Origin of the sequence: Megasphaera vaginalis (ex Srinivasan et al. 2021) (genome assembly GCF_000478965.1) — a bacterium.
Taxonomy (GTDB): domain Bacteria; phylum Bacillota; class Negativicutes; order Veillonellales; family Megasphaeraceae; genus Megasphaera; species Megasphaera vaginalis.
Window position 1 is genome coordinate 31,257 of record NZ_AWXA01000051.1, and the last position, 15,437, is coordinate 46,693.

General features: G+C 48.0%; 13 protein-coding genes. 3 read left to right on the forward strand and 10 right to left on the reverse strand.

Annotated features, from left to right (window positions below):
• The first annotated feature begins 175 nt into the window (after window positions 1-175).
• Window positions 176-1,552: a DUF389 domain-containing protein gene (locus HMPREF1250_RS08790; protein ID WP_023054283.1), complete on the forward strand. Its 1,377-nt coding sequence runs from the start codon at window positions 176-178 to the stop codon at window positions 1,550-1,552.
• A gap of 420 nt (window positions 1,553-1,972) precedes the next feature.
• On the opposite strand, the gene HMPREF1250_RS08795 is transcribed toward HMPREF1250_RS08790, so the two are convergent.
• From HMPREF1250_RS08795 to HMPREF1250_RS12230, 3 genes are read right to left on the reverse strand one after another with little or no spacing between them, the layout of a single operon-like run.
• Entirely contained in the window at window positions 1,973-3,538 is a 1,566-nt protein-coding gene (locus HMPREF1250_RS08795; protein ID WP_023054281.1) for a recombinase family protein, read from the reverse strand.
• Window positions 3,535-5,178 carry a recombinase family protein gene (locus tag HMPREF1250_RS08800; RefSeq protein WP_023054349.1) on the reverse strand — a complete coding sequence of 548 codons (1,644 nt, stop codon included), beginning with the start codon at window positions 5,176-5,178 and terminating at the stop codon, window positions 3,535-3,537. The genes HMPREF1250_RS08795 and HMPREF1250_RS08800 overlap by 4 nt, the downstream gene beginning before the upstream one ends.
• Before the next feature lie 49 nt (window positions 5,179-5,227).
• Window positions 5,228-5,458 (reverse strand): SHOCT domain-containing protein, encoded by a 231-nt coding sequence (locus HMPREF1250_RS12230; protein WP_328512816.1) that lies wholly within the window; start codon window positions 5,456-5,458, stop codon window positions 5,228-5,230.
• On the opposite strand from HMPREF1250_RS12230, the gene HMPREF1250_RS11855 reads away from it, so the two are divergent.
• Complete coding sequence (locus HMPREF1250_RS11855) at window positions 5,445-6,233, forward strand: DUF2326 domain-containing protein (protein ID WP_023054358.1); 789 nt, start codon at window positions 5,445-5,447, stop codon at window positions 6,231-6,233. The two genes, HMPREF1250_RS12230 and HMPREF1250_RS11855, sit on opposite strands and share 14 nt — an antisense overlap.
• Before the next feature lie 160 nt (window positions 6,234-6,393).
• Here HMPREF1250_RS11855 and HMPREF1250_RS08810 read toward each other — a convergent pair whose 3' ends face one another.
• From HMPREF1250_RS08810 to HMPREF1250_RS08820, 3 genes are all read right to left on the reverse strand, one after another.
• The gene (locus HMPREF1250_RS08810) at window positions 6,394-6,981 is read right to left on the reverse strand and encodes a ComF family protein (protein WP_023054340.1); all 588 of its coding nucleotides are present in this window, start codon (window positions 6,979-6,981) and stop codon (window positions 6,394-6,396) included.
• 82 nt (window positions 6,982-7,063) lie between these two features.
• The gene (locus HMPREF1250_RS08815) at window positions 7,064-9,226 is read right to left on the reverse strand and encodes an ATP-dependent RecD-like DNA helicase (protein ID WP_023054346.1); all 2,163 of its coding nucleotides are present in this window, start codon (window positions 9,224-9,226) and stop codon (window positions 7,064-7,066) included.
• Window position 9,227: 1 nt separating this feature from the next.
• Window positions 9,228-9,500, reverse strand: coding sequence for a chorismate mutase (locus HMPREF1250_RS08820; RefSeq protein WP_036243164.1), 273 nt, complete (start codon window positions 9,498-9,500; stop codon window positions 9,228-9,230).
• 217 nt (window positions 9,501-9,717) lie between these two features.
• On the opposite strand from HMPREF1250_RS08820, the gene HMPREF1250_RS08825 reads away from it, so the two are divergent.
• A complete protein-coding gene (locus HMPREF1250_RS08825; RefSeq protein WP_023054361.1) occupies window positions 9,718-11,184 on the forward strand; it encodes an amino acid permease in 1,467 nt (488 codons plus the stop codon).
• A gap of 42 nt (window positions 11,185-11,226) precedes the next feature.
• On the opposite strand, the gene HMPREF1250_RS08830 is transcribed toward HMPREF1250_RS08825, so the two are convergent.
• From HMPREF1250_RS08830 to HMPREF1250_RS08845, 4 genes are all read right to left on the reverse strand, one after another.
• Window positions 11,227-12,255: an alpha-hydroxy-acid oxidizing protein gene (locus tag HMPREF1250_RS08830; protein WP_023054383.1), complete on the reverse strand. Its 1,029-nt coding sequence runs from the start codon at window positions 12,253-12,255 to the stop codon at window positions 11,227-11,229.
• Between the two features lie 87 nt (window positions 12,256-12,342).
• Window positions 12,343-12,501 carry a rubredoxin gene (gene rd, locus HMPREF1250_RS08835; RefSeq protein WP_023054348.1) on the reverse strand — a complete coding sequence of 53 codons (159 nt, stop codon included), beginning with the start codon at window positions 12,499-12,501 and terminating at the stop codon, window positions 12,343-12,345.
• A 177-nt stretch (window positions 12,502-12,678) separates the two neighbouring features.
• Window positions 12,679-14,112 (reverse strand): argininosuccinate lyase, encoded by a 1,434-nt coding sequence (gene argH / locus HMPREF1250_RS08840; protein WP_023054286.1) that lies wholly within the window; start codon window positions 14,110-14,112, stop codon window positions 12,679-12,681.
• An 11-nt stretch (window positions 14,113-14,123) separates the two neighbouring features.
• On the reverse strand, window positions 14,124-15,356 hold the full coding sequence (locus tag HMPREF1250_RS08845) for an argininosuccinate synthase (protein ID WP_023054315.1): 1,233 nt from the start codon (window positions 15,354-15,356) through the stop codon (window positions 14,124-14,126).
• Between the last annotated feature and the right edge of the window lie 81 nt (window positions 15,357-15,437).

Consider the following 15,437-nt stretch of genomic DNA (forward strand, 5'->3'; position numbering starts at 1 on the left):
ATCTTTTTATGTGTTCAGTTTCATTATACAATTAGCCAATATAAAAATTCTCGAGAATACTCCTTTTATTCCTATTTTACCTATTATTATCAGACTTTTCTGTACAACAATGATTTTCCGGAGAAAAATATGCTATCATGAAAGATAGGAACTAACAGAAAGGAGATCTATCCCTATGAACTTCAATTTTTCACAACTCTTAGACCTCAAGGGCGACTCGGCCCCATTCTCTGAAATCCGACAGCGGATCGCGTCCGATGCTTCGGTGAAAGACGCAAATCTCGTCATTCTAATCACCGCAATCCTCATTGCGTCCGTCGGCCTCAATATGAACAGCACCGCAGTCATCATCGGTGCCATGCTCATTTCCCCTTTAATGGGTGGCCTTGTCGCAACAGGCTACGGAATGGCAACCTATGACATGCAATTTATCAAGGATTCGATGGTAAAGCTTGGCTTCCAAGTCTCCTTCGCCTTGATTACCTCGGCGATTTATTTTTCTCTTTCGCCCATCAGCGATGCATCTTCCGAACTCTTAGCGCGCACATCCCCGACCATCTGGGACGTTATCATCGCACTAGCAGGCGGTATCGCTGGCGCCATTGGTAACACCCGAAAAGAAAAAACGAATGTCATTCCAGGCGTTGCTATTGCCACGGCCTTGATGCCACCGCTTTGCACCGCAGGCTACGGCATCGCCACGCATTCTTCTACCTTCGTACTTGGCGCGCTCTACCTGTTCTTTATCAACGCATTCTTTATCACGCTTTCCGCATTCTTAGTCTTCAAGGTGCTGCGCGTACCGGCATCGACGACGGTCAACGAAAGCCACATGCAATACCAGCGGACCATTCTCCTAATCGCGGGCATCGTCATCACCATCCCTAGCATTTACATGGCCTATCTAACAGTCAACGACAACATCCGCGATACGCAGATCAAAACGTTTATAGCAAAAGAAGTCGCCTCTGAAAAAGTGAGTGCCGTATCGTATGCCTTCAAAGATGGACTCTTAAGGGTCGATCTCATTGGAACACCACTAACCGAGGATCAGGTGGCAGAACTCCAGGCCTCGATGCAGTCGTATTCCAAACTGACAGATGCCAAGTTACACATCGTGCAAGGCAATGTAAACACCATCGGTCAAAAAGAGATTCAACAAATCATCACGAACCGGATCGAAGGACTGGTTGCCAACGATAAAGGAAAATCCTATAAAGAGCTCGCGAGCCTTTATTATCCGGCCTACCAAACACAGCAAAGCGATGAACAAATCACCGTTGCTATGAATGCTCAGCTCCCTGCGCTATTTCCACAAATTGTTGCCGCCCAAGGCAGCACCATGCCCGCCCACAGTACGGACGCAAGCACATCAGGCAGTCAATCACAACAATTTCTTGCAAAACTCACTGTCTCGGCCCCACTTTCCCCGACCGATGCCGCGAAGATCCAGCAATGGCTCAAAACACAGACCGACAGCCCTGTTTCGCTCATCGTACAAATGCAAGGACAGGATAGCAGTTTCTACGGCAATGGCATTGCTTGGGAATAAACCGTTCCAGCTTCCGTTGGTAGAAGAACCGCCTCTGAAACACTGCCTCGGACGCGCTTTGCGGTCATGACTGCAAAGCCGCACATCTTGTAGACATTGTAGTTTCGCAAGAACTGGCTGACATGGAATTCGGCAAAGAATTGACGAATCTTGGAAGATGATACTTCACATGAGTGATGATATTGTACAATATTCATGGCATAAGCCTTCCGTTTGTGTTGTGGATTTTCGTTACTTTTATTATACAAAACGGAATGAGTTCATGCTATTTTTATTTCGCGGATTACTAATAAAGATAAATCAGCGGGGTATCAACTGTGAAGCTTAAGTTAATAATATATGAATGCTATACATTAACATACTGTACTCCGTTTTCCCGGAAAGTCATGTCGTTTCTCTCTTGCATTTCCAAATATCCATTTATGCTTTGATTTCTGTGCCATCTTTAAAAGTCACCCAAATATCATCTTTCTCATTTACAGTAATGAAATCTACCAAACTGCACCACAGTCTTTTATCAAAAATGCTAATAAATTCCTGTTTCTGTAAATTTTCAATAAATCTTTCTAGCTGCTGGCCCCTACTTGTACGCTGTTTCATGGTATCGCAAATCTGGTCATACTTTATTTTTATTTTTTCATAGCGGTTAACTAGCTCGCTGTACTCTTGGTTATATTGCACTTGATCCTGTGTCAAGCAAGCATTTTCGGAGATGAGTTGCTGAACCCGTTCTGCTAACAGGTTCATATTGAATTCTAATGCGTTTCGTTTCTTTTCCAAATCTGTAGTATCAACTAGGCGAATCTTTAACAGAATAATATTGCTAAGGATCTCATCTTTATTCTTGATAAGTTGATTGACTGCTCGGACAAATATATTTTCTATCTCATTTTCAGTCAGATGTGGCGTCTTACAATGTCTCTTGAACTTATCATTACAGCGATATACGGTCTGGCGGTATTTATCAGTCGAGTGCCAAACTTTGGCTCCGTACCAACTGCCGCACTGTCCACATTTGATTTTGCTGGAGAAAATGGAGATACCGCTATGACGAATTTTACTATTTTTTCTCTTCCGCATCTCTTCCTGTACCAAGTCAAATACCTGTGGACTGATAATAGCCTCATGGTTATTTTGCACATAATATTGCGGTACTTCCCCTTCGTTCCTCTTACTTTTTTTCGTAAGAAAGTCCACCGTAAATTTCTTTTGAAGCAACGCATCACCTTTGTACTTTTCATTCATGAGAATACTTCGCACCGTGTTGGGTCTCCATATTTTGCACCTCGCAGGTGTTGGAATCTTTTGCTCTGTCAATTTCTTTGCAATAGAATGAAAGGTGTACCCGCTAAGATATAAACGATAAATCAGTTTTACTGTTTCTGCCTGCTCTTTATTCACTACCAGATTGCCGTCCGCTCCCCTGTCATAACCAAGAAAATGACTGAATGCCAAACTGACCTTCCCATCAGCAAACCGTTTCCGATGTCCCCAAGTGACATTTTCTGATATACTCCTACTTTCCTCCTGTGCTAGGGAACTCATAATAGTAATAAGAAGTTCACCTTTGGCGTCTAGTGTCCAGATGTTTTCTTTTTCAAAGTAGATTTCGACCCCGTTATCTCTCAACTTACGTACGATTGTCAAGCTATCCACCGTATTCCGCGCAAAACGGCTGACCGATTTCGTAATGATAAGGTCAATTCTGCCATCCATTGCATCACGAATCATACTTTTAAAGCCTTCCCTATGCAAGGTATTTGTCGCTGAAATTCCTTCATCCGTGTACATCCCAGCGAATTCCCAGTCGCTGCGTCCCTTTATATAATTTGTATAATAGTCAACCTGTGCTTCATAACTTGTAAGCTGTTCATCCCGGTCGGTTGAAACGCGTGCATACCCGGCGACCCTTCTCTTTTTCTGGCTATGAATAGGTTTTTCTGTGTAATTCTGTAGTGTAGCTGGTATGACCTGCACTTTTTTCATGGCAATTGCACCTCTTTATTTTCTCCAGAATAAAACCGGAACAACAGGGTCCGATTCTTCTGAACCTCAATCCATTCCACCTGTTCCCGAAATTTTTGCTCATCAAATGTAGATTCACCAAGAAGGGCTGCCGCTGTTTTTTTCAGCCAATCTTCTTGGATGCCGCTAGTGTGGACACATTTATGTTTGTTCCGACTCCGCCAATACGCTACTCTTCTATTTTTACGTGTTTCCAAACAACGGACAAATTTCACATCACAAGTCGGGCAAAAGATACGTTCTGAAAAGGCACTATAACGGCTGGACAGTCCACTTTTACGGTATTGGACCATTCTTTGCTGCACTTGTTCCTTCCGTTTCTCCGTCCACATATCCTTTAACGCTGTCGATTTCCATGGCTGCTTAATAACCTTGCCGTCCTTTAAGTAAAATAGCAAGGAATGATAAGCCGGCACCACTATTTTCTCTACCCTCTGTAAAAACTCTGTCTTATCAAAAATTGCCATTTCAAGTGCACTCATACAAGCGCGTTCAAGAGCAGGCTGTGGAATGGCACCATAGGCCCCGCACCGTTCCTCCGCTTTTCCTTTATTTGACAGGCACGACCAGTATTCACTCGGTTTTCCTTTGTACTTTCTTATGTTATGGATGTAGCTCTTTCCACAAATACCGCACTTGATGATTCCTGTAAAGCAGGATGTGTTTAGGAAATTTCTGGCATATCCGCCACGTTGCTTTCCCGCCTCCTTACGCCACGCCATCTCTTCCTGAACCTGATTGAATGTCGCTGCATCAATAATGGCCTCATGATGATTTTCCACTACATATTTATCCTTTTCTCCATGGTTTATGACCTGATGTTTGGTAATTGGATCTATTACGAAGGTCTTTTGAATGACCAGGTTCCCTTTATATACAGGATTCTGCAACATCTGCTTTATAGTAGAATCCTGAAATAGGTTGCCGTACATCGTATGAGCTCCGATATTGGCAAGCTCTCGCTGTATATCTCTTCGCGTTTTCCCTGCTAAATACCCCTTAAAGACTCTCCGAACAATCGCTGCTTCCTCATTCTGGATAACTAGTTCTCCATCTTTCCATCGGTACCCATAAATGAAGAACTTTGCATGGGGAATTCCTTTTTCGTATTTCTTTTGAAACCTCCACTTGATATTGTCGTTGATAGAGCGGCTTTCTTCCTGAGCAAAGGAGGCAAGGATTGTCAGCATCAGCTCTCCATCACCACTTAGGCTACAAATGTTTTCTTTTTCAAACCAGACTTCGACACCAATCTCTTTTAGGTGCCGAACCGTCTTAAGCAGGTCAACCGTGTTACGTGCAAACCGCTGGATGGATTTCGTAAGAATAATATCAATTTTTCTAGCTTCTGCATCTGCAAGCATACGTTGAAACTCTTTTCTCTTAATAATCTTTGTTCCAGTAATACCATAATCAGCATATACCCCCGCATATTCCCACGTAGGATTTTTCTGTATCAATGAACTGTAATAGCTAATCTGAGCCGATAGGGAATGCTGCATTCTCTCTGACTCTACAGAGACTCGGGCATAGGCAGCAACCCGCTTCCGTTTGGAAATTTCGGTAACCTTCTGTTCTATTTTCCACATTTTCTTTTCCATAGTTGAGCCCTCCTTCCAACTATATATATCACTCTAACCAGTAGAATTATCAAGTGTATAACCCTCCGAAAAACGGTTGATATTTATGAAGCATTTCCTTCTTGAAGGACTGGTACTCCTTCTTGGTAATAAGTTTATCATTCAACATTTTCCTTGCCAGATTTATCGTTACCTGAAAAGTTATTTCATTAAAAAATAACTTCTTATCCATGGCGGACACCTCCGAACCGGTAAGCAATATAGCAATCATGAGAGCAGAACTTCCGATGACTATTGCCATAGACAGTGAATGCTTTTCCGCAGGCCGGGCAAGTAAAAGTATAGACTGCCTTCCGCTTCACCAGCGTCAGATGTGCGTTCCACCACTTGTTCCGACAGGCATCACAGCAGAACCGTTTCCGCTTCCGCCCCGGATTCTGATCAATAGGCTTCCCACACTGCTCGCATACTGCTCCATCTATCCTGGTTACCAGACTGTGCCGCCGGCAGAACGACTTCACCGTATTGATAGAAATCTGGAGCTGCATCGCTATCCTGCCATACCCGGCCCCAGCTCGGCGCAGAGCAATAATCTGTTGTTTCTGTTCGTCCGTCATGATGGATACGAAGAGCGAACCACATTGCTTCTGCATCAGATGGAAAAAAGTATTAATGATGAAATGGAGAAAATCAGCGACTTCATATCTCATGGTGAAGACAATGCGCCCATTCTCAGGTTGCTAAAAAGCAACAGCTATACCTTTGAGACACCGAGAGATTCAGGAACTGGCACCAATTATAAAGGAATGCTGATTTACGATTTAAGTATTTTAAAATTGACACCACTGCCAGCTCTTGCCCACGATTCATTATTATTTCCGAATATTTCCGATGAAAACTTACGGCAACTATTACAACTGTATTCAACCATCAGAGGAAAACAAATCTTCATAGCATTTGACCGACAAGACAATTTAGGGCCAGATATTTCTTCTCTGCTCAATAACCATGCAGTTATAAAATTGGGGCCAAACGATGAAACCCTGTTTGGTATTCAATGGGGAAAGAAAATCTAAAAAATACGGCAGTAACGATAAAAAGCTATCGTTACTGCCGTATTCTTATTGCCGTTTTTTCTTCTCCTTTGCTATAAGTCCGCTCTCCTGATTTTAGGCACAAAAAAAGCCGGCCATCTGCCGACGTTTGCCTAGGCCTCGCTATATATGGACTTTTTCGCTATGCACACCGTTTCCAATATTGTATCAATCCCAAGCATCTTTGCTCGACAAGGAGAATCGTTCGGCCATCTACCGAAACCGTCTCTTTTACGGCAAAGGCTTTTTTGCTGTTTGCTTCCCTCTCCGCTCTTGTAAGCCGCCATTGCGCCTGTGTCTCACGCAGGCGTAACAGCCCGTCGCACCACGGCCAACGCGTTTCCGCCCAAGCGCGGAAGATAACCGTACTTTGATTAAAGGTGCGGTTCAATTCCTTCTCGGCCGCCAAGGGAACCGGCATAACAACGTCAACATCCTGCAGTCTTTCAGCCCAGGGAACCCGTTGTAAAACCGTATGACACGCCGCTTCATACTGAAAAGCGCGGTCGTACTTAAGGGCCTGCAAAATCCGGCGCATGGCACCGCGATACTGCATCAGGCAATAACAACCGTCAAGCTGCCTTTGCCGCCGGCTGCCGTCAATCAGCCTCGGCTGCCAGAGGCGGTTAAAACAGTTCGGGCACCAATCGCCGTGCCGGCTGACGGTACAGCCGCACCCGGGACACCGAGGCGGAAAAAGGATATTCAAAAACTGGTTTTTCAAATCCATGATACGACTCCCGTCTGATCGCAGGCAAAAGCAGATAAACAGCGGCAGACAGACGCATTATGATCCGCTTCGTCGCCGTTCTCTACAAAATTTCTTCGCCCCGCAGTCGCTCCGCCAGAAGCGTAAAGCGCCGTCTCTGACGCACATTGGCAACGGCACGGTGCAGCGCTCCTTTCGTCCCGACAAGAATGACCTTCCGCTTAGCTCTGGTCACGGCTGTATAAAACAAGTTACGTTGCAACATAATCGCATGGCTGTCGGTCAGCGCCATGATTACGGTATGGTATTCGCTCCCCTGACTCTTATGAACCGTAATGGCATATGCCAGCGTGATCTCATCAATTTCCCGACCTTCGTACTTCACATCCTGCTCCGGGTAACGTACATGGATACGCTCTTGTTGCACCGCAAAAATCACGCCTATATCGCCGTTGAAAACGCCCTTGTCATAATTATTCTGCTTCTGCATAACTTTGTCGCCGATACGATAAACGGCCTTGGTCTCTTGTATCTCACCCTTATCCGGTGCAGGCCCGTTGCAACGTTCCTGTATCAGTCGGTTCAACTGATCGACGCCGCATTCCTGACGATACATCGGCGAAAGGACCTGGACGGCAAAAACACCGTCATGTTCGGCGCTCTCTGCCGCATAAAGAGCACTGATCTGTTCGGCCCCTGCCTTTTCCTCTTTGATCTCTACGAAACGGAACTCGTCATCTTCATTGACGATAGGCAACTGACCACGATTGATGCGATGCGCATTGGTAACGATACGACCGCCGTCATGCTGGCGAAAAATCGTCTCGAGGCGGATGACGGGAACCGTTTCCGAACGAATGATATCGTGGAGAACGGCGCCGGCTCCGACAGACGGCAACTGATCGGCATCACCGACGAGAATACAGCGGCAGTGAGGCGGCAGCGCCCGGAGGAGATTGTCCATAAGCTCCAAGTCAAGCATGGATACTTCATCAACAATAACCAAGTCAGCTTTCAGCAAATGTGTTTCATTATATTCAAAAACCTGTCTGCTGCCGACGTAACCGGCAGGACACAGAAGCCTGTGAATCGTCTGCCCCTGCCGTCCCGTCGTTTCCGAAAGCCGCTTAGCCGCCCGTCCCGTCGGTGCGCAAAGGACGATCTTTAAGCCTTCCTGTTCAGCTAACTGGATAATCGTCTGCACGACCGTCGTCTTCCCCGTACCGGGACCGCCCGTAATAACCAGCAGGCCAGAGGACAGCGATCGCTCCACGGCCTCCCGCTGTTTTTCCGCCAGCACGATACGGCGTGTATCCTGACGGCGATCCAAGAACAGTGAGACGTGCGTCCTGACAGGTAACGGCTTCATTGCCGTCATTTCCCGTATCCGTTCGGCGACGAGCGTTTCCGCTTCATATGCCGCCGCCGTATACACATACATCGTACCGCCATAATCGGCAGTAACCAGTTGCCCCCACTGCACGGCTCTTACCGCGGCATCGTGCAGCAGTCCCTCGTCGGCATGCAATACGGCGGCACTCCGCTCCGTCAGAGTAGTTGCCGGCACGCAGACATGGCCGCTGCGATTCAGTTCCTGCAAAATATAGGTCATACCGGCTGCCAGCCGTTCTTCAGCAAACGGTTCCATGCCGAAGGCCAAGGCGATCTGGTCGGCTGTTTTAAACCCGATACCGTCGATTTCCTGAATCAGTCGATACGGCTCATGGGCCAAAACGTAAGCCGCGTCATCACCGTATTTCTGTACGAGCCGCGAAGCATATCGCCCCGTTACGCCATGCTCTTCCAACAAAAGCGCTACGCCGTTGACTTCTTTTTCGGCGCGGAAACTTTCTGTAATTACGGCCAACTTCTTCCTGCCGATACCGTCAATTTCCAGCAAACGATCCGGCTCCCGCTCCATAATATCCATCGCCGCCATGCCGAATGCCGCCACAATGCGGCGCGCCAAGGCGGGGCCAATGCCGTCGACGGCGCCGGAAGCCAGAAAACTCTCGATCCCATCAGCCGTCTCCGGCGCCAAACGCTGCCATCCCGAAGCGGCAAACTGCTTACCGAAACGTTTGTGCTGCACCCATTCGCCGCAAATACGAAGACGGTCCCCGACAAGCGGTTTGCTGCCGTGCCCGGTCACGGTCAATAACAGATCATCGCTTTCCAGACGAAGGCGAAAAACAAGGTAATCCGAATCGGGCGCTTCAAACAGAAGGCGTTCCATAACGCCTTGAATCGTCGTAATTTCTGTCATTTTATCCTCTTTTCATGCGTTGCAGCTCATAGGCTTTGCTCTCATCCATGATCATTTGATAAATGCGGCGCAAGTGCGGCGCAAGATCAGGATCCGGCGCCAAAGCAGCGATCCTGTCCAACACGATTTTTTCCCGCCGGGGATCATACACTTCCATATGATGCGCCCGCTTATACGCCGCGACGGAGGCGACCCATTGCAGCCGTTCTTCCAAAAGCCGCGCCAGTTGATGATCTATCTTATCAATAGCTGCACGGCATACTTCCAACTCCATCGTATCAACTCCATACCGATTTGTAATACATAATTCCTTTAAATATATATTTTTCATTATACGATAAAGACAAGGGAAAAACTATCTTCTCCCTCATATTTTATCATTTCATCACGTGAAAATATATGAAAAGAGTTTGTATTGAACCTCTTCATTCGCTATAATAAAAACGTAAACCAATTTTTTAGCATACTTTTTACATGAAGGTAGTGATGGAATGGAAGAAAGCAAGCAAAAACTGCGACGCAGTCTGAAAGCCCGCCATATGAACATGATCGCCATCGGCGGCGCCATCGGCACAGGTCTTTTTGTTGCCGGCGGGGAAACAGTCAGTACAGCCGGTCCCGGCGGCGCTCTTCTCTCGTACTCGCTGATCGGCATCATGGTCTATTTTCTCATGACGAGCCTCGGTGAAATGGCAGCGTATCTGCCAGTCAGCGGCTCCTTTGAAACCTACGCCAATCGGTATGTCGACAAATCTCTCGGCTTCGCCCTCGGCTGGAATTATTGGTTCAACTGGGCCATTACGGTAGCAGCGGAACTGGTTGCCGGTTCGCTGATCATGAAATATTGGTTTCCCGATGTGCCGGCAGCCGTATGGAGCGGTATTTTTCTCGTCATCTTATTCATCTTAAATTATCTTTCCACCCGTTCGTACGGCGAAAGCGAATTTATCTTCGCCGGCATCAAGGTCTTGACAGTCATCGTCTTTCTCGCCGTCGGCACGCTTCTCATCATCGGTGTCGGTCCCGAACCGTCGCCCGGCTTCGTCAATTGGACGATTGGTGAAGCGCCCTTCGTCGGCGGCTTTACGGCAATGCTCAGCATCTTTATGGTCGCCGGCTTTTCCTTCCAGGGAACGGAAATGATCGGCATTGCCGCCGGTGAAAGCGAAGATCCCGAAAAGAATATCCCCCGCGCTGTTCACTCCATTTTCTGGCGCATTCTCCTCTTTTATCTGGGTTCTTTCATCATCATCGGTTTTCTCATTCCCTATACGGATGAAAACCTTTTGAATACGGCAATCGAAAATATTTCCATCAGCCCCTTCACGCTGGTATTCGAACGCTTCGGCCTCGTCGCCGCCGCTTCGATCATGAATGCCGTTATCCTCACAGCTGTACTTTCGGCGGGAAATTCCGGCTTGTACGTATCGACGCGCATGCTTTACGCCATGGCAGAAACGGGACAGGCGCCGAAATGCTTCCTGAAGCTGAATAAGCGGGGCGTACCGACGAACGCGCTGTTCGCTACCGTTATCTTCGGCCTCGCCGCTTTCCTCACGTCCCTGATCGGTGAAGGCAAAGCCTACGACTGGCTTGTCAATATCAGCGGCATGGCGGGATTTATCACCTGGATCGGCATCGCCATCTGTCACTATCGGTTCCGCCGCGCCTTCAAAGCGCAGAACAAAGATTTATCCACCTTGCCGTACAAGGCGTCCTTCTTCCCTTTCGGCCCTATTTTGGCCTTGATCCTCTGCCTTATCGTCACGGCGGGACAAAATTATTCGGCCTTTACAGGACCTGAGATCGACTGGTACGGCGCCAGCGTCGCTTATATCGGTATTCCCGTTTTCTTTGCCGTTTACTTATATCATAAGGCAAAACATAAAACCGGTATCATTCCTCTGGAGAATGTCGACTTATCGCGCAGCGGTAACGAACAGCATATCCTGGACTGACAAAAAAAGGTCCTCGCGGAAGCGAGGACCTTTTTTATACCCTTAAAGCTTATGCAGAATATGCCGCGGCACAGACTGCAGGCTCTGCGTACCCGTAATCATCATGGCATCAGCCAACTCGCGGCGGATCGTATCCAGCGCCAGCTTGACACCTGCCGCACCGCCGCCGATAGCGGCGATGGAAACGGGCCTGCCGAGGAGGACGGCATCGGCGCCGAGAGCCAACATTTTGAGCACGTCTTCACCATGACGCACACCGCCGTCGACAAAGATCGCCAGGCGCCCCTTGACGGCTGCTGCAATAGCAGGCAGCACATCGGCGGTACCGGCCATACCGTCGAGAACACGGCCGCCGTGATTGCTGACAACGATACCCTTTGCTCCCGCGTCCGCACAGGCTGTCGCTTCTTCAGGAGACATGATCCCTTTGACGATGAAAGGCAGCGATATGGACTGAACAACTTTACGAATACTTTCGGGACGCTTGGGGCCGACAGGCCGTCCGAAAATCCGCATATTGATCAACGTCGCCGCGTCAATATCACAGGCAACGGCAAAGGCTCCCGATCGTTCTGCCAACACGGCTTTTTCGATGATCTTATCATCTTCGCGGGGTTTAATCGTCGGAATGACGATACCCGGCCGCTTCGCACATGACTGTATACCGGAAGCATACATGTACGGCGCGCCGCTGTCTCCGGTAAAGGCCAAAGTCCCGCATTCCATAGCCCCTTGCGTAACGGCTTCGTCATACGCTTGTTCCACTTCCGCCGGATCGCCGTCAACCTTTGCGTTCAAAACGATGCCGCCGACAGGCGCCACCAAAACGGGAAGCGCCAACTTTCGACCGAGGATTTCCACAGACGTATCCGGCTCTTCAACGCCGACCATGCTGCGCATGACCAGTCCGTATTCACGCAAAGCCTCAATATTGCGCATAAAAGACCGCGCTGTACGCAGACCGCCGAACCCGGGTATTTCGCCGATACAGGCCTTGCCGTCACACTGCGGACAAACGTGGCACCCCTTCATTTTTTCTCGTGCCTTGACACGTATTTCTTGCATGTCCATTGTAACTCCTCCTTCTATGCCGCTTTTATGTAAAAAAAAACTACTATCGATGATAGTAGTTTTATTGTACCAAATTACAGATACCTATTAAAGCTTATTGAAGGAATCTTTATCTGCGCCGCAAATAGGACAAACCCAATCTTCCGGCAAATCGGCAAATTTCGTGCCTGCTGCAACACCGTTATCGGCATCGCCTTCAGCTTCATCATAAACATAACCGCAAACGCTGCATTCGTACTTATCCATGATAAAAACCTCCCGAAATTATTAACGGATTGTTATTATTAATTACTACAGTCATATCATAACATGAAAAAATTTTTTTGGCAACAGCAAATTGCCGAATTTGATGAAATAAATTATAAACGCGCAAGCCTCACTTCACCTGTTTGCACGACAGACGTATTCAAGGCACAGCGCATTTCAGTCCGCCAATTCATACAGCGAATCTGCAACGGACTGCCACCGCTCTTGTACGGTCAGTTCAGCAGCCACCGTCGTTCCGGCGGCTGCAAGCTGCCGCCGAACCGATGACGGCGCCGTGCCGTTGTATGTCTTCCGCTGCTCCACACAGATATCGATAGAAAGAAAATGATGGATATCGGCAGTGATAACCGGACTGAACGCCTTGAATTCCTCAAGGCTCAGTTCCTGCAGCACCTTGCCGGATTCAATGCAATAACGGACAGTCTTGCCGACAACGGCGTGAGCCTCCCGGAAAGGCAGTCCTTTCTTGACCAGATAATCAGCCATATCGGTGGCATTGGAAAAATCTTCTTCAAGCACGCTGCGCATCCGCTCCTTATTGACCTTCATGGCGCCGATCATGTCGGCATAGATCGCCAAGGCGAATTTCAAGTTATCGACGGCGTCGAAAAGCCCCTCCTTATCTTCCTGCATATCCTTGTCATAGGCCATGGGGATCCCCTTCATTACCGTTAAAAGTCCCATAAGATGCCCGTAGAAACGACCGGTTTTGCCGCGAACCAGTTCACAGATATCGGGATTTTTCTTTTGCGGCATAATTGATGACCCCGTACAATGCGCATCATCAAGTTCTATAAATTTAAATTCCGATGACGACCAGAGAATAAATTCTTCCGATAAACGGCTGAGATGCATCATCAAATTGGCTGCAAATTCCAGAAAAGCCAGAATATAGTCTCTGTCGCTGACCGCATCCAGACTGTTGTCATAAATGGTTGTGAAATGCAGCAAATCGGCAACGTACTGCTGGTCCAGAGGATATGTCGTGCCGGCCAGCGCGCCGGCGCCGAGCGGCATTATGTCGGCTAACTTCCAAACGTATTCCAGGTGACAGAAATCACGGGAAAGCATGGAAAAATAAGCGAGCAGATGATGACTGAACAGAATGGGCTGCGCCCGCTGCAAGTGCGTATACCCGGGCATGATAACGTCGCCGTATTTTTCGGCAGCGTCAATTATCGCCTGCTGCAAAGCGATCAGCAGCTTCGCCACGGCAGCGATTTCCCGCCGTACATACAAATGCGTATCCAACGCGACCTGATCGTTTCGGCTGCGTCCGGTATGAAGCCGCTTACCGGCTTCACCGACAGCCTCTGTCAACCGTTGCTCCACGTTCATGTGAATATCTTCCAAGGCAATCGAAAACGCAAAATCACCGGCTTCTATTTCTTTATAAATTGCTTTCAGTCCGGCAATGATTGTCTCCTTATCGGCCGTCGTAATGATCCCTTGTTTGGCCAGCATGGAAGCGTGGGCGATACTGCCGCAAATATCTTCGCCGTACATGCGGCAATCATACTGAATAGACGCATTAAAAGCCTCTGCTGTTTTATCTGTTGCTTTCGTAAATCTGCCACCCCATAATTTCATCACGTTACTCCTTACGCCTGTTCCTTCCGTATTTGCTGCAACATGAACGCTCTCATTTGCAGCGGCAACCCGAAGAGATTAATAAACCCTTCGGCGTCTTTCTGGTTATACACTTCGTCAGCGCCGAAAGTGACGAATTCTTCACTGTACAGTGAATACGGCGACTGCGCGCCGGCGCTGATAATATTCCCTTTATAAAGCTTCAGCTTTACCGTCCCCGTTACCGTTTGCTGCGTAGACTGTATGAAGCTGTCCAGCGCTTCTTTCAGCGGAGAAAACCATTTGCCGTCATAAACGAGTTCGGCATACTTGTTGGCTACATTTTCTTTATAATGATACGTATCTCTATCAAGGCAAAGATACTCCAATTCCCTGTGTGCATACATGAGAATGGCCCCGCCGGGATTTTCATAAATCCCGCGGCTCTTCATTCCGACCAAACGGTTTTCGACAATATCGACAATACCGATGCCGTTTTTCGCGCCGACTTCATTGACGGCCTGCATCAGTTCCAACGAATCCATGGCCTTGCCGTCAAGAGCCACCGGTTTTCCGGCTTTAAAGGTCAGTTCGATATATGCCGGCGTATCCGGCGCCTTTTCCGGCGGTGTCGTAACCATATAGACCATATCCTTCGGCGCATTGGCGGGATTTTCCAGATCGTCGCCTTCATGGCTTAAGTGCCAGATATTCCAATCCATGCTGTAGGGATAAGGATTTTCTTCCGATTGATAATCAATGGGTACATTATGCGCTTCAGCGTATTTCAGCTCATCCTCTCTCGATTTTAGTTCCCACATTCTCCACGGCGCAATGAGTTTCATTTCCGGAGCCAAGGCCTTGACAGTCAACTCGAAACGCACCTGATCATTTCCTTTGCCGGTTGCGCCGTGACAAATGGCATCGGCGCCTTCAGCCTTGGCAACTTCGACAAGCTTTTTCGAAATAAGCGGCCGCGCAAAAGACGTCCCCAAGAGGTATTTCCCCTCATAGACGGCGCCGGCCTGAATCGTCGGCCAAACGTATTCGTCAAGAAATTCCTTTTTCAAATCCATGATGTAAACTTTTGCCGCCCCTGAAGCATAGGCTTTTTTTTCAATAGCCGGAAAATCATCGGGCTGGCCGACGTCGGCACAAGCGGCGATAACCTCGGCGCCAACGTAATGTTCTTTCAGCCACGGAATAATAACGGACGTATCCAACCCGCCGGAATATGCTAAAACGATCTTCTTGATCTCATTCATTCTCATTTCCTCCCTCATATGCAGAACTCGTGTGCCGAAGCACATTTCTTATCTATGACTGACAGTATACTACCGTTTGAA

Bases quoted from the DNA above. Each gene is read 5' to 3' on its own strand.
- HMPREF1250_RS08790 (WP_023054283.1), top strand. From the start codon at position 176: ATGAACTTCAATTTTTCACAACTCTTAGACCTCAAGGGCGACTCGGCC.
- HMPREF1250_RS08795 (WP_023054281.1), bottom strand. From the start codon at position 3,538: ATGAAAAAAGTGCAGGTCATACCAGCTACACTACAGAATTACACAGAA.
- HMPREF1250_RS08800 (WP_023054349.1), bottom strand. From the start codon at position 5,178: ATGGAAAAGAAAATGTGGAAAATAGAACAGAAGGTTACCGAAATTTCC.
- HMPREF1250_RS11855 (WP_023054358.1), top strand. From the start codon at position 5,445: ATGACTATTGCCATAGACAGTGAATGCTTTTCCGCAGGCCGGGCAAGT.
- HMPREF1250_RS12230 (WP_328512816.1), bottom strand. From the start codon at position 5,458: ATGGCAATAGTCATCGGAAGTTCTGCTCTCATGATTGCTATATTGCTT.
- HMPREF1250_RS08810 (WP_023054340.1), bottom strand. From the start codon at position 6,981: ATGGATTTGAAAAACCAGTTTTTGAATATCCTTTTTCCGCCTCGGTGT.
- HMPREF1250_RS08815 (WP_023054346.1), bottom strand. From the start codon at position 9,226: ATGACAGAAATTACGACGATTCAAGGCGTTATGGAACGCCTTCTGTTT.
- HMPREF1250_RS08820 (WP_036243164.1), bottom strand. From the start codon at position 9,500: ATGGAGTTGGAAGTATGCCGTGCAGCTATTGATAAGATAGATCATCAA.
- HMPREF1250_RS08825 (WP_023054361.1), top strand. From the start codon at position 9,718: ATGGAAGAAAGCAAGCAAAAACTGCGACGCAGTCTGAAAGCCCGCCAT.
- HMPREF1250_RS08830 (WP_023054383.1), bottom strand. From the start codon at position 12,255: ATGGACATGCAAGAAATACGTGTCAAGGCACGAGAAAAAATGAAGGGG.
- rd (WP_023054348.1), bottom strand. From the start codon at position 12,501: ATGGATAAGTACGAATGCAGCGTTTGCGGTTATGTTTATGATGAAGCT.
- argH (WP_023054286.1), bottom strand. From the start codon at position 14,112: ATGAAATTATGGGGTGGCAGATTTACGAAAGCAACAGATAAAACAGCA.
- HMPREF1250_RS08845 (WP_023054315.1), bottom strand. From the start codon at position 15,356: ATGAATGAGATCAAGAAGATCGTTTTAGCATATTCCGGCGGGTTGGAT.